At 50.3% G+C, this 18,256-nt stretch carries 14 protein-coding genes; 11 read left to right on the forward strand and 3 right to left on the reverse strand.

The window, feature by feature from the left end; all coding sequences use genetic code 11:
• Positions 1 to 12 precede the first annotated feature (12 nt).
• The 5 genes from BUC30_RS12880 to BUC30_RS12900 all read left to right on the forward strand — a co-directional run bounded on the left by BUC30_RS12880 (position 13) and on the right by BUC30_RS12900 (position 8,238).
• Positions 13 to 2,247 (forward strand): hypothetical protein, encoded by a 2,235-nt coding sequence (locus BUC30_RS12880; protein WP_244536643.1) that lies wholly within the window; start codon positions 13 to 15, stop codon positions 2,245 to 2,247.
• A gap of 15 nt (positions 2,248 to 2,262) precedes the next feature.
• Positions 2,263 to 4,443, forward strand: a complete 2,181-nt coding sequence (locus tag BUC30_RS12885) for a hypothetical protein (RefSeq protein WP_073425296.1) — start codon at positions 2,263 to 2,265, stop codon at positions 4,441 to 4,443.
• A gap of 12 nt (positions 4,444 to 4,455) precedes the next feature.
• Positions 4,456 to 5,100 (forward strand): hypothetical protein, encoded by a 645-nt coding sequence (locus BUC30_RS12890; RefSeq protein WP_073425298.1) that lies wholly within the window; start codon positions 4,456 to 4,458, stop codon positions 5,098 to 5,100.
• A 17-nt stretch (positions 5,101 to 5,117) separates the two neighbouring features.
• A complete protein-coding gene (locus BUC30_RS12895; RefSeq protein WP_073442643.1) occupies positions 5,118 to 6,173 on the forward strand; it encodes a glycoside hydrolase family 18 protein in 1,056 nt (351 codons plus the stop codon).
• Positions 6,174 to 6,477: 304 nt separating this feature from the next.
• The gene (locus BUC30_RS12900; protein ID WP_073425299.1) at positions 6,478 to 8,238 is read left to right on the forward strand and encodes a glycoside hydrolase family 9 protein; all 1,761 of its coding nucleotides are present in this window, start codon (positions 6,478 to 6,480) and stop codon (positions 8,236 to 8,238) included.
• Positions 8,239 to 8,333: 95 nt separating this feature from the next.
• Here BUC30_RS12900 and BUC30_RS12905 read toward each other — a convergent pair whose 3' ends face one another.
• Both BUC30_RS12905 and rpe read right to left on the reverse strand, forming a co-directional pair.
• Positions 8,334 to 9,941: a chorismate-binding protein gene (locus BUC30_RS12905; protein ID WP_073425301.1), complete on the reverse strand. Its 1,608-nt coding sequence runs from the start codon at positions 9,939 to 9,941 to the stop codon at positions 8,334 to 8,336.
• A gap of 233 nt (positions 9,942 to 10,174) precedes the next feature.
• Entirely contained in the window at positions 10,175 to 10,822 is a 648-nt protein-coding gene (gene rpe, locus BUC30_RS12910) for a ribulose-phosphate 3-epimerase (RefSeq protein WP_073425302.1), read from the reverse strand.
• A gap of 69 nt (positions 10,823 to 10,891) precedes the next feature.
• Here rpe and BUC30_RS12915 point away from each other — a divergent pair, with 69 nt between their 5' ends.
• The 6 genes from BUC30_RS12915 to glmM all read left to right on the forward strand — a co-directional run bounded on the left by BUC30_RS12915 (position 10,892) and on the right by glmM (position 16,550).
• Positions 10,892 to 11,359: a glycogen-binding domain-containing protein gene (locus BUC30_RS12915; RefSeq protein ID WP_073425304.1), complete on the forward strand. Its 468-nt coding sequence runs from the start codon at positions 10,892 to 10,894 to the stop codon at positions 11,357 to 11,359.
• 161 nt (positions 11,360 to 11,520) lie between these two features.
• The gene (lysA, locus tag BUC30_RS12920; RefSeq protein ID WP_073425305.1) at positions 11,521 to 12,780 is read left to right on the forward strand and encodes a diaminopimelate decarboxylase; all 1,260 of its coding nucleotides are present in this window, start codon (positions 11,521 to 11,523) and stop codon (positions 12,778 to 12,780) included.
• 132 nt (positions 12,781 to 12,912) lie between these two features.
• Positions 12,913 to 13,818: a bile acid:sodium symporter gene (locus tag BUC30_RS12925; RefSeq protein ID WP_139260849.1), complete on the forward strand. Its 906-nt coding sequence runs from the start codon at positions 12,913 to 12,915 to the stop codon at positions 13,816 to 13,818.
• A gap of 245 nt (positions 13,819 to 14,063) precedes the next feature.
• Complete coding sequence (locus BUC30_RS12930) at positions 14,064 to 14,795, forward strand: lysoplasmalogenase family protein (RefSeq protein ID WP_244536644.1); 732 nt, start codon at positions 14,064 to 14,066, stop codon at positions 14,793 to 14,795.
• A gap of 60 nt (positions 14,796 to 14,855) precedes the next feature.
• Positions 14,856 to 15,188, forward strand: a complete 333-nt coding sequence (locus BUC30_RS12935) for a cupin domain-containing protein (RefSeq protein WP_015732050.1) — start codon at positions 14,856 to 14,858, stop codon at positions 15,186 to 15,188.
• 21 nt (positions 15,189 to 15,209) lie between these two features.
• Positions 15,210 to 16,550 (forward strand): phosphoglucosamine mutase, encoded by a 1,341-nt coding sequence (gene glmM, locus BUC30_RS12940; protein WP_073425310.1) that lies wholly within the window; start codon positions 15,210 to 15,212, stop codon positions 16,548 to 16,550.
• Between the two features lie 78 nt (positions 16,551 to 16,628).
• Here glmM and BUC30_RS12945 read toward each other — a convergent pair whose 3' ends face one another.
• On the reverse strand, positions 16,629 to 18,143 hold the full coding sequence (locus tag BUC30_RS12945) for a T9SS type A sorting domain-containing protein (protein WP_073425311.1): 1,515 nt from the start codon (positions 18,141 to 18,143) through the stop codon (positions 16,629 to 16,631).
• Positions 18,144 to 18,256: the final 113 nt, after the last annotated feature.

Here is an 18,256-nt window from a genome sequence, read left to right on the forward strand (position 1 = left end):
ATGAATATGAAAATGAAAAGACTTTTAATCGCCCTTCTTTCTGCCTCGGTTGCCGCATCGGCTTCCGCTGTTGCGGATAATCAAAAGGCTTTGCAGGCCAAGGCTGATAGTGCAAACGCCAAGCGTGGCGTTGAAATTGGCGGTAGCATCCGTGCTGTAGCACAGCGCTCCAGTTTCTCTACGGATAACGATCCGACCGGTATCAACAACATGACGGATGTGGAACGCAACGAATTCGTCAGTGCTGACTTGAACTTCGGTTTCCGTCCGTACGAATTTGTCCGCGCCAACGTGACGATGCGCCTTGGCGGCGGTATGCAGGAATACTTTGCTGCTGCATCTAAGACTCTCGAAGCCAAGTGGCTCAATGTCGAAGGCAATATCGGCAAGAACTTCTACTGGGTTGTCGGTGACTTCCGTCAGGAAATCACTCCGCTTACGATCTACAATCCGGGTATCGACATCATGTACGAACCGACGATTTTCGCCCGTAAGCGCCACATGGCCCAGAAGGAACAGCTCCTCGAAGGCAACAAGCGCAACCTCCAGGGTGTGAATCTCCAGTTCCGTCAGGAAATCGACCCGATGATTGGTGAACTCCGTGCCGAAGCATTCTTCGCCCGCGTGAACCGCGTGTCGGTGCTTGACTTTACCGGTGCCGAAGGCAACATTCTTCCGGGTGATGAAGTCGATGGTACGTCGCTTGCCTCTGCAACGGACAAGTGGCTTGTCGGTGGCAACATCGAACTCTTGCCGATGCAGAAGAATATCTTTGTCGGCGTGACTCCGATGCTCATTTTCGATAACGAGAGCACCAACTCTTATACTTACCGCCATGTGAACAGGGACCCGGTGGGCTTCGTTCCTGGAGATAAGGCTAACCCTTACGAAATGCAGCAGATCAATCCGTACGATGATGCTTTGCAGAATACGTTCGTGCTGAGCGCTCGCGTCGGTGCCGATGTGGCTGCCCTCATGCAGAACAAGAACCTGACTCTTGACCTTGTTGCTGAATACGCCATGTCCATGAACAAGACGAAGACGTTGAGCAAGGTTGTCCAGGGCCCGGCCGCTATCGATCCTACAACTGGTGAAGAACTGACGGATCCTGAAACTGGTGAAACAGTTTATACCCAGCTTACCCTTCCTACGACCGAAGAATCTGCTAACGGTTCTGCAATTCTTGCCAACTTGAACGTGGGTTACAAGGTGGACAATAGCTGGAGTGCAGGTCTTGCCCTCGACTTCATCCGCAACGATGAAAAGTGGTTCAACAACCTCGCTCAGTCTCCGAGCTTCTTTGCTCAGCGCATCTTGAACTCCGATAAGGATGGTGAAACGGTCAAGTACGGCGTGAACTCTCCGCTTTACTCCACCTTTGACGCTCTCTACAACTACTCTCCGAAGTTCTCTCCGATGACCCGCTCTCTCGGTACGAACGACGATAAGATTAGGGACGGTCAGTCCAAGAGCTACAACATCGCTCCGTATAACAAGAACTCCTGGGGTTCTAACGTCTATACCGCTGAACAGCTCGCACTCCTCAATTTGATGATGGATCCGGCTCTCCAGCTTGCCTTGCCGAACGGTCTTGCCACTGCAAACCGCATGGGTGTCCGCGCTCTTATCAAGGGTGACTGGCAGGGAATGGTTGAAGCTCAGGCTCTCGTGAGCATCTTCAATCAGGTCAAGCCTGAAATTGAAGGCTTGGACAAGGTTTCCTACATGGAATTCGGCGGTGGCGCCAAGGTTGATATCGCCAAGATTGCTGGTCTCAGCAAGGCTTTGGAAGTATCCGGTTCTTACAAGCATTCCGAAAGCAAGAACAACATGATGTACGGCGGTGTGGTCGGCACTCTTAAGAGCGACTTCATCAACGCTGGCCTCTGCGCCCAGTTCTTGCCGCGTCTCGGCTTTACGGCTGGTTTCCAGATGATCAATTCCGATTACGGTGTCGGCAATGTCGAAACGAAAGTCGGTGCTGACGTTCCTCTCATGAAGAGCAAGCAGATGCAGTGGATGGTTGGCTTTGACTACACGGTCGCCGACAATGCATGGCTCGCTATCAACTACGGCATGATCAATGTGACGAATGACTATAACACCGCTACCGTTACCGGTACGCCGCGTAATCTGCCTGATTACTTCAGCAATACCAAGAAGGGCAAGGCTGATGGTGTAACGGGAACCTACCAGCATAAGTTTAGTCAGTCTATCTTTGAAGCTTCCATTAATGTGGAATTTTAATGGGAGGTAACTAGAATGAATTTCAATATGAACATGCGCAAATTTTTACTGACCTCCGCAGTAGCTTTCTCGGCCGCATCTGCTTTTGCTGCTGAAAACCAGGCTGAGGTTGTGACGCAACAGAAGTCCTTGTTGGAAAAGCTGGATTCTCTCAATGCAGCAGTTCTTGGACTTAAGATTAACGGTACGGCAAAGGCTGGCGCTCTCGCTTCCTTCGCTTCTTCCGATCAGTTTGCAAAAGGCGTTCCGGAATCTCCGACTCAGGAAAACCAGGCTTTCACGGATGTGAACCTGCGCTTGACCGCCCGTCCGAGTTCTGAAACCATGATTGACGTCCAGTTGCGCTTGCACAAGGATTGGCAGAGCGCTTACGACGAAAACAACAACCCGATTATCGGTCATTGGTTCAGCTACGACGGTACAATCCTCAATAAGCATGTGGACTTCAACTTGGGTTACATGCGTGTCGGTTATACCCCGCTCACCATTTACACTCCGCAGACCGAAATCCTCCAGGAACCGGAAATCTTTGCGGAAAAGCGTCGCGAAGCTCTTGCAAAGCGTAACCTCGATACCACGAGCCGCCGCCTGTTGCAGGGTCTCAATGTCGCTTACCAGAGTGGTAATGTGGGTCCGGTCGATAATATCACCGCTCAGCTCACGGGTGCCCGTCTTCGCAACACGGGTAAGAAGACCGACCAGGTGTTCTTTGACTTCGACTTCTCTGACCGTTACCTCCTCGGTGCACGTGCCGGTGCCGATGCTTATGGTGCCCATCTTGGCGTGAACTTCGTCAACTTGATGGACCGCAAGCAGACTCGCCGCTCGAAGTCGATCGACAATGCCGATACGATCTATTACGACAACAACATGGTCATTTCTGCTGACCTCGCTTTCGATTCCAAGAAGGTGCTCCCGGAACTTCCGGTTACCTTTGGCTTGAACGGCGAATTTGCCATGTCCAAGTGGAAGGTCGATCGTGACTACATGACGACGGAAAAGACGTCGAAATATACCATCATGTCCAAGAATGTGGACGGCAAGGATATTGTCTACGTCAAGAACTCAGTTTCTGATGCGAATGTCTATACGAACCAGGATTACCGCGATCAGGATGGTAACAGCTTCTATGCCAACCTCTTTGTGAAGGGTGACATTAGTGGTATTGAGTTCAATGCTCAGGCCGGTTACCTCAAGACGGATTCCAGCTTCTGGTCTGAACTGGCATCTTCTCCGATCTATCATGGACGTTCGGTGATCCTCAATTCGAACTCCTTCTACGGCACCCCGGTTACCGAAGCCATCATGTCGACTTTCGGAGCTTCTAGCCTCGAAAATCTCTACTTCAATGTCTATAATTCCACGACATTGAATGCAAGCAACTTGATGACCTCGAACAGCACGAATACCTTGTCTAACGATGAAGAAAGCAAGTACATGTATTCTCGCTTGGACAACAACTACAAGAATGGCCACTTCTACCGCAACGGTTACACGGGTAATATTGCGAAGAAGCTCGAAGCCGAACAGGACCTTTTGATGGATATCGATCCGTCTGTCGGTCTTGCATTGCCGTTCGGCATGGCTACTCCTGACCGTAAGGGTATTGTCGCCCAGGTCGATGTGAACTGGGAAGACAAGGTGTTCTTCAATGGCCGTGTCAACCTGTTGACTCAAACTTATGCCAACTATGGCAAATGGGCAGGTCTTGGTATCCCGGTAATTGAAGAGAACAAGTTTACGGAATTTGCTGCGGGTCTTGGTGTCGATGTTGGTGCACTCGCCGCTCTCGATCGCCAGATTCTCGTTCAGGGCTCTTTCTCGCAGGCTTCCGAAAACGCTTACCTCAAGCGTAAGGCTACTCGCATCGTTGCCGGTATTACCGCCGATGTTTGGGGTCCGTTCGGCTTGCTCGCCGGTTTCCAGCAGTATAAGAAGGTCTTTGACAGAGGTGGCGTCCCGTTTGTCGGCGGCACCGAAGAAGCTCCCTTCCTCTTTAACGTGAAGGAAACTAACGAACGCTTGATCATGGCTGGTGTCCGTGTGAAACTTGCTCCGATTTCTTACTTGTCCTTGCAGTATGGCATGCTTACCAACGAACTTCAGTATTCTTATAATACTGGTGCTGTTGCGGGCGAAGACAAGCTTTCCATCACCAAGAACATACTTTCCGCCGATGTGACGGTGAATTTCTAAGAGGTGCTGAAAATGAAAAAACTTCACCAGTACACGATGATTCTCTTGGCAGGTGTTTTGGGCGCCTGCTCCTCGATGAGTGTTGATGATCCCTATGTCGATAGCTTCCCTGCAGACTTCAATTCGGAAGTGTACATGAAATTGCATCCGGAATTGCGCATGATGCAGATCAGGGAAACGGTGGCGGACTATAACGAACAGTTCAGGGTAAATGCGGGACTTAAGCTCCCTGATTTTAATAAACTGAAGGCTGCAGAAGATGCTGTTTTCGTGACAAACCTTGAGACTCTGAAAGCCATTTACCTGGACCCGTACATGGGCGGTGGAACGGAAGCAGGATGGGAAACCTTCTCTGCTGACGCAACCAAGCTCCAGTCTTTGGCTGACGGCTACAATTATGTAGGCGTTGACAATGACCTTGCCTTGTTGACCGCTATTCCTGTGGATTACATGGGTATTAGCCAGCACTTCAACATGTATGGCAGAATCCATGGTTGGGCATATCGTTATTGCCTTCCGACGGAACTTGGTACTCCTCGCTCTGAACTGCCGATTGCCGGTCAGCAACTTGAAGGTGTCCAGTATGCCGAAGATTTTGTTCCGGATTACAACTTGTATTGCCGTGACGCCAATGGCGTTGATCGTCTGATTCAATAAGGATGAGAGGTTATCAAATGAACTTTAAAGTTATTACATTGGCTCTTGCTATGGGCGCTGCTATGGCCCAGGCTGCTGCTGACAAAGTGATTGGCTTCTATCCGTATTGGAGTCAGTATTCCCAGTTCTACGCCAAGGACATCCGCTACAATCTCGTGACTGATATTCACTACATGTCTATCACTCCGAGTGCAGAAGGTACGGTTGCCTTTGCCGATGAATACGATGCCGACAACTTCAAGAACCTCGCTACCATGTCCAAGGAAAACGGCGTGAAGCTCATCGTTTCCGTGGGCGGCATGGAAGCGGAATCGAGCCTCAAGGCTATCGCCTCCTCCGACGAAACGCTTTCTTCCTTCGTCTCTAACGTGAAGGACTGGATTGCAACGAACGGTGGTGACGGTGTTGAACTCGACTGGCAGAACCTCACGACGGATGATTCCGAAGATTACGCCAAGATGGTGAACGCCTTGGTCGACGGTCTTTCGGGTTCGACGGTGACTGCCGTGATTTACCCGGCAGCCGGCATGGATGCCTACAAGGCCGAAGCCTTGAACCGCCTCGCTTACGTGGACGTGTTCATGACTGACCTCATGACCGAAAGTGAAAGCAGCCTCGTTCCGAACCAGAGCGCAAACTCTGTGCAGGAAACGCTTGACGCTGTTGCAGCTGCTGGTGTGAACAAGGACCTCCTTGCTCCGGTGGTGTTCATGTATGGTAAGTCCTTTGCAGGTGCAAAGGGTCTCGGCACGAGCCATCAGGGTGTGGGTAGCGGTAACGAAGGTTACCTCCCGTATGCTGAACTCATGAACCGCTTCGATACTCCGGATTACACGGTGACATTCGATGAAGCTTCCAAGTCCGAAGTGGCTGTGAGCGAAACCGAATCTATCGTGTTCATGGGTATCCCGTCTGTGAAGGCTGTTGCCCAGCATGTGAAGAGCGAAGGCATGGCAGGCGTTGCCGTGTACGACCTCTCTCAGGACCACTACGAACCGATCGTTTCGCTCCTCGTGACGGTTGGCCTCGAACTCCGTCCGGGCGTGAACTACAAGCCGGGTAAGAAGAAGTAATTCTCGGAATTAGCGAGAATCGCAAGATTCGCAAACGCTTTTAAAAATCCTCGACGCATCCGCGCCGAGGATTTTTTCTTTCGTCTTTGGACAAGTCCCAAATGCTTGGCTCAGTTATAGGTCTGCAGGCAGCCCTGCAACATTCGCCTTTTGCATTTGTCGTCTGTAGCCACGGAGTGGCGTTCTCTCGTCTGCTTAGTACAATCGATACACTTGGCGTTGCCTATAGTAAACATTAAAATGGGTGGTGGAGGTACGCTTTTACAAAAGAAAAGGTATTTTTTAAACAAAAATGAGGTTTTCTATGCGTAAACATCTAGTAGCTGCGTTAGCGTTTGCTGTGCCGACAATGGCTATCCCTCTGGTGAACCAGCTTGGCTTTGCCCCCGAATCCGAAAAGACGGTCGTCATTCCCGGTAACGATGCGAACCCGCTCGAAGTCCGCGACATGGCAGGGAACACGGTGCTTACGCTTGAAGCCCCGATGGTCTATGACTGGGATTACAGTGGTGAAGAAGTCCAGACTTACGATATTTCTTCGATCAAGAAACCGGGTACATACCGCCTGTACAGAGACGGCTATATCGGTAATCCGGTCGTGATTGGCGAGAACGTCTATGAAGATTTGACGAAGGCCGCTCTCAAGTGGTTCTATTTCCAGCGTGCAGGCATGGCTCTCGATACGCGCTATGCAGGCAAGTGGGCTCGTGCGGCAGGCCACATTGACGATAGCGTGACTGTTTACGGTACGGATTTGCCGACGGCGACGGTCGTTGCGCAGTCCAAGGGCAAGCCCGCTCCCAAGAAGGCTGACCCGAAGATTATCAAGTCGCAGCGCGGCTGGTACGATGCCGGTGACTACGGCAAGTACATTGTGAACTCGGGCATTACCGTGTTTACGCTCTTGGAACTTTATGAACACTTCCCGGCTTTCATGGATACGCTCCAGTGGAACATCCCGCGTGAATTCCCGAAGATGCCTTCACTCCTCGAAGAAATCCGCTGGAATCTGGACTGGATGCTTTCGATGCAGGACAAGGATGGTGGTGTTTACCACAAGCTCACGTCGCTCAAGTTTGGCTCTAGCACGATGCCTGAAATTGATGGCGCGAAGCGCTATGCGATTGAAAAGAGCTTGACTGCAACTCTTGACTTTGCTGCGGTGATGGCGCAGGCTTCTCGCGTGTATGCTCCGTTCGACAAGGCTTTTGCTGACCGCATGCTCAAGGCTTCTGGCGCTGCCTATTACTGGGCAAAGCATAATCCGAAGGCTTTGTACAAGCAGCCCTCCGATGTACAGACTGGCGATTATACGTATGGCGGCGAAGACGGCAAGGATGAATTTGCCTTTGCTGCAACGGAACTTTTCCGCGCCACAAAGAAGAAGAATTACCTCAACGACTTGAGCGCTTACAAGATCAGAAGCGATGGACCGTGGTGGGGCGATGTGAACATGCTCGCCGTTTATCATGTGGCTCTTGATTCTGCTGACTTTGGCACAAAGCTCGGTGGTGCCGCTCGCAAGGCTTTACTTGCTGCTGCAAACGAACTCCGTGCGGTTGGCGATACAAGCGCTTACAGACTCCCGGCTCTCCCGTCGAGCTGGAACTGGGGCAGTAATAGTGCCATGGCAAACAACGGAATCGTGTTGCTGCATGCTTATTACATCACGGGCGACAAGAGCTACTTGGATGGCGCCCAGCAGTGCCTTGACTACCTCTTGGGCAAGAACCCGATTGAAATGACCTACGTGACTGGCTTTGGTTACAGAAGCCCGCGCAACCCGCATCATCGTGTGAGCGAATCGGACTTTGTCGATGATCCGGTCCCGGGCATGCTCGTGGGCGGTCCGCACTTGGGCAAGCAGGACATCAACCTCGATGGCAAGGAACTTTGGAAATGCCCGAACTACGCTGTTGCGGATAAGCCGGCCCTTGCCTACATCGATAACCGTTGCAGCTATGCGACAAACGAAGTGGCCATCAACTGGAACGCTCCGCTTGCATATCTCGCTGGCGCCTTGCAGGCTATTTACGTAGGCCACGCCAATGCGGTTGTGAAGTAAGTTTGCGCTAGGTTGTGTGATTTAGGAATAGGCGGGCTTTGGCCCGCCTTTTTACTTGTCATGCCGGATTTATTCCGGCATCGGTATACACGATTTCAATTATGTTCTCGATCGTCGAGCGTTACTTCCACAATGCCGCGGACGGAATTGAAACAGTAGATTTTCTCGGCGGTCTTGAGGTCACTCGGGTACAGGATTTTTTCTTTGGCTTTGCCTTCGTTTAAAAGCTTTTGCCTTGTGATGCCGTTTAAAAGCCCGCACTCGATAGGCGGCGTGTAAATAATGCCGTCTTTTAGAATGCCGATGTTTGTGAATGTGCCTTCGGTGATTTCGCCTTTCTCGTTCACGCAGATTTCATCAAAGACGTCTTTCGGGAATGGCAGGCGAATGCTCGTTTTGTGGTACAGGAACGGATTGGATGAATTTACTTTGTGTACGATTTTGATTTTTGGATCTTGCTTGGGTGCGGGAATCGGTCTTGTCGTGAGTTCAAAGTGACCGTCTTTGAAAAGCTCAATCCTGTTCACAACGGACTTGTCGAACTTGATTTTTTCAAGGTCGCTGTTCCAGGTGAAGCCGAGGGTGTTCGCTGAATTTTTCAAACGTTCAAGATGCATCTCGAAATCGGTGATGCCTGTTTCAATCAGCGAAAAATCGGTGTTTAAAAAACTTGCTTTGGTCATTGTTTCATTCCATTCGTCGTCTGCGGTGGATGCCCACGTGATGGCGCCGCCGGCATCGTATCTGTAATCAGATTCGCCTTGCTTTTTCTGCAAGATTCTGATGGGTACGGAGAAAATCATTTCGTCGCCGTGGATGTAGCCGATGGCTCCGCAGTACACTTCTCGCGGGAATGGTTCTGCATTTGCGATGACTTCCATTGTAGAAATTTTGGGCGCGCCCGTGATGGAACCGCATGGGTAAATCGCGTTGATGATGTCGTAAAGCGTTGTGCCGTCTTTCAGTTCCGATGAAATCTCGGAGGTCATCTGGAAAACGGTTTTGTGCTTTTCGACTTCGAACAGCTTGTCTGCGCGGACGGTTCCCGGCTTTGAAATTCTCCCGAGATCGTTTCGCAGCAAGTCTACGATCATGACGTTTTCGGTGCGGTTCTTTAAGTCGTTGTGCAAGAATTCTTGCAACGCATTGTCTTCTTCGGAAGTCTTTCCTCGCTTGAGCGTGCCTTTCATGGGCTTTGTCAAAATCTTGTTGCCGCGCTTTACGAAAAACAGTTCCGGCGAGAAAGACAAAATCGTTTCGTACTTGTTTTGCAAAAAGGCGTTGTAAGGAGTCTTCTGGTTTGGCAAAAGGAACTGGAATAAGTCTAAATCACTTGCGTTTGTTCTGAGCGTTGAAGGGTATGTGTAATTGACTTCGTATGTAATCCCGTTCTTGATTTGCTCTTTGATGTAGTCAATCTTTTGCGTGTATTCTTCTTTGGATAGGCGCGGTTTTACGATGGTGCCGATTTTGTAGTCGGGGATTTTTTCTTCGAACGGCTGGAACGAGTCAAAAGCTTCAAAGTAGATAAGGGGTGCGTCGCCTGCTATATTCTTCAGGTCGTAGCGCATGTAGCCGAGAAGGTAATAGTCTTGGCGTTGCAGGACTTCGAGCCTGTCCAATGTTGATTTGATTTCGTTGGGGGAGAATGCCTCAATGGTTTCGATGGGTGTGTTGAATACTTTATTTGCGTATATTTGCATGATTTTGTTAATCTATCGTTACAAAAATGGTTACTTTGTAGTAATTTTGTAACTTTTTGCAAATGAGTGACCTGTTTCACATTTTCAGTATATATTACTGACATGCAAAACTGGTATTTTCTTATTGTTGTCTCTATAATTTTTGTGTCGGCCCTCTTTGCTTCTGCAGCATCGACGCCGATGTAACAAAAAGAGGTCCCTCGCGGGACCTTTTTTGCTTTTGATTCGCGAGTTTATTTAACTAAATTCACAAATTCCTTGCAGACTGCTTCGGGATCGGGCTTGCCGAAAATGGCGCTTCCGACGACGAAGATGTTTGCGCCCGCTTCCTTGCAGGCGAGGATGTTGTCGAGCTTTACGCCGCCATCAATCTGGATGTTGAGTTCCGGCTTGAGTGCGCGGAGTTCACGAATCTTGTCGAGGCAGTAAGGAATCAGGCTCTGGCCGCCGAATCCCGGGTTCACGGACATAATCAAGACCATGTCCACGATGTCGAGCACGTACTTGATGCTTTCGAGTGGGGTAGCCGGGTTGATGGCGACTGCGGGCTTGACGCCGAGTTCTGTAATCTGGTGCAGCAAGCGGTCGAGGTGATTTGTGGTTTCGGCGTGCACGCTGATGATGCTTGCACCAGCTTTAGCAAATTCGCCCACGTAGTTTTCCGGATTTTCGATCATCAAATGGCAATCGAGCGGGAGCTTGGTGCCCTTCTTGACGCAGGCAGAAATGCCCGGGCCAAAGCTGATGTTTGGGACAAAGTGCCCATCCATGATGTCCAAGTGAACGAGGCCTGCGCCTCCGTTTTCAATGGCCTTGAGACCATTGCCGAGTTCGAGGAAGTTTGCGTTCAAGACGCTGGGAGCGATGATTTGTTTAAGCATATTTCAAATATAGCAAAATAAAATTTTTTTTACTAAATTTAGGACACTAAGAAATAAGAGGAGATTATTATGTCCAAGAATTCTAAAACTGTGGTTGCAAAACCCGTAAAGAAAGTTGCGACGAAGGCTGCGGCAAAACCCGCTGCAGAAAAGTCTGCCGCAAAAACCGTGAAGGCTCCTGCCAAGAAGGCCGCTCCGAAGGCAGAAAAGCCGGCTAAGGCTGCAAAAGTCGAAGCCCCGAAAGCTGAAGTGAAGGTCGCCAAGGCTCCGGCAAAGAAGGCTGCAGCAAAGGCTCCGAAGGCTACCGCTCCGAAGAAGGTCGCTGTCGAATTCGTTGCTGACTGCCCGCTTGCAACAACCGTCTCTGTTGCTGGTACGTTCAACAACTGGACTGTCGATGCCGACATGCTCAAGAAGGACAAGAAGACGGGTCTTTGGGTTGCAAAGATTTCCCTCGTTCCGGGCGACTACGAATACAAGTTTGTCTGTGACGGTGTGAACTGGGATGCAGGCGACAATAAGATCAAGCACGTATAATTGCTCTGATTGAAAAACTATTGAAAATGCGCCGGGCATAACGCTCGGCGTTTTTTTTCATTTTGTGTAAAATAGTAAACTAGTGAAAAACGAAAATATTGTTATAATTCTAAATTCTAAGTTCTAAGTTCTAAGTTCTATTTTTCTAAATTTGCCCCCGTATGAAATATTCCATCCCTGATTCAGTGCTTTTGAAAGCGGCCAGTGAATACGGCACCCCGCTTTGGATTTATGACCGTGCGACGATTGAACGTGCTGTAAAGGACGTGCAGGTTTTTGACACTGTGCGCTTTGCTCAGAAGGCATGCCCGAACCTTTCCGTGGTTTCGCTCATCCGCAAGCTTGGCTGCGTTGTCGACGCCGTCTCCGCTGGTGAAATTGTGCGCGCCCTCAAGGCCGGTTTCAAGGGTGGACAGCAGAAGGGCAAGGTTCCTGAAATTGTCTACACTGCCGATATCTTTGACCGCGATGCACTCGAACTCGTGAAGAAGTACGACATCGCCGTGAACGTGGGCTCTCCGGACATGATCCAGCAGCTTGCTGATTTTGGCGTGAAGTCTGAACTCACCATCCGCGTGAATCCGGGCTTTGGCCATGGTCACTCCCGCAAGACGAATACCGGTGGCGACCTTTCCAAGCACGGCATTTGGCACGAACAGATTAAGGACTGCATCAAGCTCGCCCAGAGCAATGGCATGTGGATTACCGGTTTGCACATGCACATCGGTTCCGGCACGGATTTTGAACACTTGGCCCAGGTTTGCGATGCTATGGTGGACGCTAGCCGTCACCTCGGTTCTCACCTCCGCACGATCAGCGCTGGTGGTGGTCTCCCGATTCCGTATCACGAAGAAGAAAAGGGCAACCGCATTGACGTGAAGGCTTACTATGATTTGTGGGATAACGCCCGCAAGCGTATCCAGCAGAGCATTGGTCACGATGTCCATCTCGAAGTGGAACCGGGCCGTTATCTTGTTGCAGAAAGCGGCTACCTCGTTGCGGAAATCCGCGCTGTGAAGAAGCAGGGAAATAATTTGTTCTACTTGCTTGACGCAGGCTTTACTGATCTCGTTCGCCCGAGTTTTTATGGTAGCTACCACGCTATTTCTGTGGTTGCCCGTGACGGTCGTGAACTGAACGAAACTGTTGACGCTGTTGTCGCTGGCCCGCTTTGCGAATCCGGTGATGTGTTCACGCAGGAAGAAGGCGGCTTTGTCGTAACGCGCAAGCTCCCGAAGGCTCAGGTGGGTGATCTCTTGATTCTCCATGATGCCGGTGCTTACGGTGCCGCCATGAGCAGCAACTACAACAGCCGTCGCTACGCTGCCGAAACGATGTACACGAAGGGCGAAATCAAGCTCGTTCGTGAACGCCAGACTTTCGAACAGCTCTTGCAGAACGACAGAATTATTGAATTGTAAGCTACGTACTGCGGCGTTTCGAAATGCGCCGCTTTCGCGAAAGCGTTGTCATCCCCGCCGTCGAGCGGGGATCTCTTTTTTTATAGCCAAGGCGATACTCAAATTTCTATCTTTGCCGCCGGAAATAAGACTATGGGTAACTTACGCGCTATTCTCATGCCGGTCGCCATTCTCGCTGGCATCCTCATTCCTCAGGCGCACTTTCTGTCGCCGCTCTTGCCGTTCACTATCGGCATTATGATGTTCCTTACGTTCGTGACGAAAATTCCGCCGCAGACGCATGGTTACACGTTCAAGATTGAAGCCCGCGCGTTTATCGCAAGTCTCGTGATTATCGCCGCCCTCTGGGGCGTTGTGGAGCTTTTCCACTTGCCACGTGAAGTACTTTTGGGCGGTGCCATCATTGCGCTTTGCCCACCCGCGAATGCGGCGCCTGCGATGGCGAAAATGCTTGGCGGCAGCGCATCCCTCGCGCTCAAGATTTTCCTCAGCGGTAACTTGATTGCATGCTTTAGCATCCCAGTGATTTTTGGCTATTTGACCGGTGCCGAGGCGGACCTTTCCGAAATCGCAATGAAGATTTTCAATACGATCCAGCCGATTATCAGCATCCCGCTTGCGTTTGCGTTTGGACTCCGTAACTTTTATCCGGAACTTGCCGACCGTGCTGCAAAATTCCAGAAGTACACGATGTTTGTGTGGACGTTCTCGGTGTTCATTATTTTGTCCAAGGCAAGCTTCGACATTCGCGAAATGGGCTTTGCCGACTTGTGGAATAGCGGTAAGCTCCCGCTGATGGCTGCGGTTTCGCTTGTGCTTTGTCTTTTGCAGTTTTGGCTTGGCTGGGTTTGCGAACGCGGTCGCCGTCCGATTGAAGGTTCGCAGAGCATGGGGCAAAAGAACACGACGCTTGTTATCTGGGTTTCTAGCCTTTACGCGGGCCCGGTGGTGGCGCTCGCCCCGACTTGCTACGTTGTATGGCAGAACCTTGTGCTCAGTTACATGACCGCAAAAATCAAGCCGAAGAAGGATAGTTAGAACTTAGAATTTAGATCTTAGAACTTAGAATATTTCTGAAATCAAAATGTCATGCCCGCCACCGAGCGGGCATCTCCTTTTTTATGTCGAGATGGTGATGCCCGCATTCGCGGGCATGACAAAATAAAATTTGTTCATCGTCACATACAAGAAAATTTTTAAACTTTTATTTACTTTTTGATTACGACCGCTTTATATTTATACACATGGTGTATTCGAAGCTGGTCTCTACTTTGATTGCCTTTGTGGCAATCCTTTTTGTGTCATTCTTTGTGCGTGACTGGTATGTGCTGCATGAGTGCGGTGCTGTTCAGTCGTGTCTAGATTCTACCAGCGATTTTCAGAACATCACAAAGTTTATTGTAACCTTTATTGCAACGCTACTTGCGTTTACGATTGGTAGGCGTTCGGTGACCAAGCGCGACCGATTCTTTTTACAGATGAGTTTTTTGATGATTCTTTGTGCTGACTTTTGTTTTAAAATTCTGTACAATTATTTTGGCACGCCTGACACTCGTGAAAATTTTATAACACTTGGCATCGGCTTTTTCTTCATGGCACAGTTGATTTTAATTTATCGGCACTCGCGTACAAAGAATACAGACTGGTCGTTCCCGTGGATTTACTGCATCCCGTTTGCGGCTGTGATTGCGATGATTTTCCTTGCGTATTTCAAGGTACTTGAATCCGTGATGCTCATGGCGGTTATAGCGTATGTGCCGACACTTTTATGTTCACTCTATATGGCGTGCAGGGCGACAACGCTAGGCTTTTTCCCGGAGAAAAATTCGTTTTTCATTATGCTCGGGATGATCTGCTTTACGTGCTGTGATGCGCTTACAGGAATTTCACTCCTTACGGGGGCGGACCATTCGACCCGCGAAATTTTGGCAGTTGTGTCGAATAACTTTATTTGGCTGTTCTACGTCCCGGCTATCATTTTCCTCGCTTTGAGCGGATATCGCCGCAACGTTTAGCCTATATGGTTGGTTCTTTTTTCTTAAAATTCTATTATTACCTCGTTCAAAGAGGTCATAATGATTATTGATTTGAAAGGTATGGAGACGACTGTTCTCCCGAATTTTAAGGGTGGCGAAAAAGAATACAAGGCGAAGATGTATTTTGACGGCACGACGCGTATTATGCACGGTACACTCGAAGCTGGTGCATCTATCGGTTACCACAAGCACGAAACTAACAGCGAAATTATGTTCTTTGTCTCGGGGAAAGGCAAGGTTCTTTTTGATGATGGCGTGGAATACGTCGAAGCGGGTCAGTGCCATTTCTGCCCGAAGGGCCATTCCCACAGCTTGATTAATGAAGGTCCGGAAGATCTCGTCTTTTATGCGACGGTCCCGGAACTCGGATAAGTTTAATTTAATGGAGAAAATATGTCTAAATTAATGCGTTCTATTTCTGGTATCCGCGGAATCGTTGGCGATACCCTTACTCCGCAGGTTTTGCAGAGCCATGTGCGTGCATTCCTCGAAATCACGAAGGCTAAGCGCGTGGTCATTGGCCGCGATAGCCGCCCTACAGGCGATGCCATCGTTCAGTTTGTCGCTGGCATTTGCCGCCTTTCTGGCGTGGATGTCGTGGATGTCGGCCTTTCGACGACACCGTCTGTGGAACTCTTGACGACGCATTTCAAGGCTGATGCGGGTATCATCATTACTGCAAGCCATAACCCGCTCGAATGGAACGCTCTCAAGTTCCTCAACAACAAGGGCCTTTTCCTCGGTCCGGATGACGTGAAGCAGCTCTTTGCTCTCGCTGATGCAAATCAGTTTGCTTATCCGGATTACCGCACGATGGGCAAGTACGAAGTTGCCCCGGATGCCGATGGCATTCACATTGATGGTACGCTCAAGATTCCGTTCGTGGATGTCGAAGCCATCAAGGCCAAGCATTTCAAGGTCGCTGTCGATGCCGTGAACGGTGCCGGTAGCTTTATTGTGCCGCGTCTCTTGGAACAGCTCGGTTGCGAAGTTGTTCGCGTTCATTGCAGCCCGGATGGCACGTTCCCGCGTGGAGCAGAACCGATTCCTGAAAACCTCGGTGACTTGCGCAAGGCTGTCAAGGATAACGGCTGTGCTGTTGGCTTTGCCGTGGACCCGGATGCAGACCGCTGCGCTCTCGTCGATGGTTTGGGACAAAGTATCGGCGAAGAATACACGCTTGCAATCGCAACGGACGAAGTACTTGCTCAGAAGAAGGGTAGCGTTTGCGTGAACCTCTCCACGAGCCGCATGAACGAAGATGTTGCCGCCAAGTACGGTTGTGAATTCAGCCGCGCGAAGGTCGGTGAAATCAACGTTAGCCTCCAGATGATCGAAAATGGTTGCGTGATTGGCGGTGAAGGTAACGGCGGTGTGATTCTCCCGGCACTCCACTACGGCCGCGATAGTCTCGTGGCTGCAGCACTTGTGCTTAGCTGGATGGCCCACCACAATGGCGGCCCGGAAAAGTTCGTCGCAGAAAATCCGGCCTACGTGATGCCGAAGAAAAAGTTCGAACTCGGCGACAAGAAGGTTGCTGACATTCTCCCGAAGGTCAAGGCTGAATTTGCTGGCTGGAAGACGGATGAACGCGACGGTCTCTGGCTCGGGAGCGAAAAGTCCTGGGTGCATGTACGCGCCAGTAACACGGAACCTGTGATCCGCGTGATTGCCGAAGCGCCGACTGCTGAAGAAGCCGAGACTCTTTGTAGTAAGGTCGAAAAATTGATTTAGTCGCAAACAACAAATTAAACCAAAAGGGCTCGCCGTTTCCGGCGGGCCCTTGAACATTAGAGAGTGTATAGGAAATCTTTAGAACTGTTCGAAGAACTTGTGGACTTCTTCAGGGACCCATGTCTGTTCCCAGTTCCAGCCGACGCCCATGTTACCGGTGTCGTGAGCGGTCCACTGATGGTCACCCGGCCAGCTGCACCATTTGACCGGGAAGCGTTCGTCAACAGTCGTGAAGTCGTAGCAGACGTGTCCGGTGTTGCCACTCACTTCCTTCGGCTTTTCGGAGCTTGCGTCGGTGAAATCGCCGTTGGCGTCGGCCTTGCCGTTCCGCTTGAGGATTCTCGGGAGGGCGCTGTTCTTGGCGCGGTTGTAATCGCATCTGCCGTCGTTTTTGCCGTGAACGTTCATCCAGGCAATCGGCAAGTTCTTCATGTTGTTGCCTTCGGGGAGCCAAATGTTGTAGTCAGCGACTGCGTAGGTGGCTGCAGCGCGGACGCGGCTCTGCATGTCTTGCATGAGTGAGTAGCTGAACATGGCACCAAAGCTAAAGCCTGTAATGAATACGCGGCTAGTATCAATGCAGTAGTTTTCGTTCAAGGTCGTGAGTGTCTGAGCGAAGAAGTCGTGGTCGCCTTGACCCTTGGTCCATACACCGCCAATAGCGTCGAGTGAAACGAAGATGTAGTCGCCGTTCTTGTCGAGCACTTGCTGGCCGTAGTACGGAGTCGGATGGTCGTAGTCTGCTTTGTGATGCACGAAGTCTTCACCGCGGCTACCGTAGCAGTGTAAGGCAAAGAGAACCTTGTGCGGTTTCTTGTTGTCGTAGTTTTTGGGCAAGGTGATAAAGTAATCGCGCGTGTCGCTCCCGACTTTAATCTGGAACTGGTCGCCGTTTTCGACGCTCTTGACTTTCTTCAGTGTGGAGGTGGTGCCGCAACCCTTACTCGGGGTCGGTGCGTTCTTCAAGGCGTAACCAAACTTGTATGTAGGTTCAGATTTTTTGAGCTTCACATCAACGGTCGTGTCGAGCGTTCCGAGCGGCACGGTGAGCGTGTCATAGCCTTCGAATGTAAAGCGGAGTGCTTCGTCCTTGGCGGCATCCTTCATGAGGGCGTTAGCCTGTGAGCCGAAGGAGCTGGTAAAACTTTCGTCCGTTGTGAACTTGAAATTCTGCTTGGCAGAGCCGATAGAAACCTGTGCAAAGTAAGTACCGCGTGCGCTGAGTCCTTTGCTCAAGTCATACGTGCCGGAACCTTGCAATGTTTTTTTGAAAACCTGGTTGCCGAGCGAGTTGTAAATCTTTACCTGAACAGGCGAGGTGCTGCTCTGGGAGTAAGAGAGAATGCCTTTGTTTACGCTGATATAGCCAACGGCGTTTCTGAAACCCGGATGGATGCCCACTTCGTCTTCCTGGATGGTGAATTTACCCTTGTCGTCTGTCGTGGCGTTCTTGCCTTCTTTGAGTAAGTCAACCGAGACACCTTTGAGTGCCTTGCCGTCATTGTCAGAAACTGTTCCTGTGATTGTGTATGCCGATGCGATTCCGCACAAGGCAAAACACGCGGCCGTAAATAGATTAGGCGCTTTAATCATACGTACTCCTTTTACCAAACTCCTAAGACACACCTCACTATAAACTAATCTAATTCTAGATGTGATGAATGTTACATCTCAAAGCCCTAAGCCTATGGACTAATTGTCTATAA

Source organism: Fibrobacter sp. UWB7, from assembly GCF_900142945.1.
Taxonomy (GTDB): Bacteria; Fibrobacterota; Fibrobacteria; order Fibrobacterales; family Fibrobacteraceae; genus Fibrobacter.

Coding starts and splice junctions, on each gene's coding strand:
- BUC30_RS12880 (WP_244536643.1), top strand. CDS start 13: ATGAAAAGACTTTTAATCGCCCTTCTTTCTGCCTCGGTTGCCGCATCG.
- BUC30_RS12885 (WP_073425296.1), top strand. CDS start 2,263: ATGAATTTCAATATGAACATGCGCAAATTTTTACTGACCTCCGCAGTA.
- BUC30_RS12890 (WP_073425298.1), top strand. CDS start 4,456: ATGAAAAAACTTCACCAGTACACGATGATTCTCTTGGCAGGTGTTTTG.
- BUC30_RS12895 (WP_073442643.1), top strand. CDS start 5,118: ATGAACTTTAAAGTTATTACATTGGCTCTTGCTATGGGCGCTGCTATG.
- BUC30_RS12900 (WP_073425299.1), top strand. CDS start 6,478: ATGCGTAAACATCTAGTAGCTGCGTTAGCGTTTGCTGTGCCGACAATG.
- BUC30_RS12905 (WP_073425301.1), bottom strand. CDS start 9,941: ATGCAAATATACGCAAATAAAGTATTCAACACACCCATCGAAACCATT.
- rpe (WP_073425302.1), bottom strand. CDS start 10,822: ATGCTTAAACAAATCATCGCTCCCAGCGTCTTGAACGCAAACTTCCTC.
- BUC30_RS12915 (WP_073425304.1), top strand. CDS start 10,892: ATGTCCAAGAATTCTAAAACTGTGGTTGCAAAACCCGTAAAGAAAGTT.
- lysA (WP_073425305.1), top strand. CDS start 11,521: ATGAAATATTCCATCCCTGATTCAGTGCTTTTGAAAGCGGCCAGTGAA.
- BUC30_RS12925 (WP_139260849.1), top strand. CDS start 12,913: ATGGGTAACTTACGCGCTATTCTCATGCCGGTCGCCATTCTCGCTGGC.
- BUC30_RS12935 (WP_015732050.1), top strand. CDS start 14,856: ATGATTATTGATTTGAAAGGTATGGAGACGACTGTTCTCCCGAATTTT.
- glmM (WP_073425310.1), top strand. CDS start 15,210: ATGTCTAAATTAATGCGTTCTATTTCTGGTATCCGCGGAATCGTTGGC.
- BUC30_RS12945 (WP_073425311.1), bottom strand. CDS start 18,143: ATGATTAAAGCGCCTAATCTATTTACGGCCGCGTGTTTTGCCTTGTGC.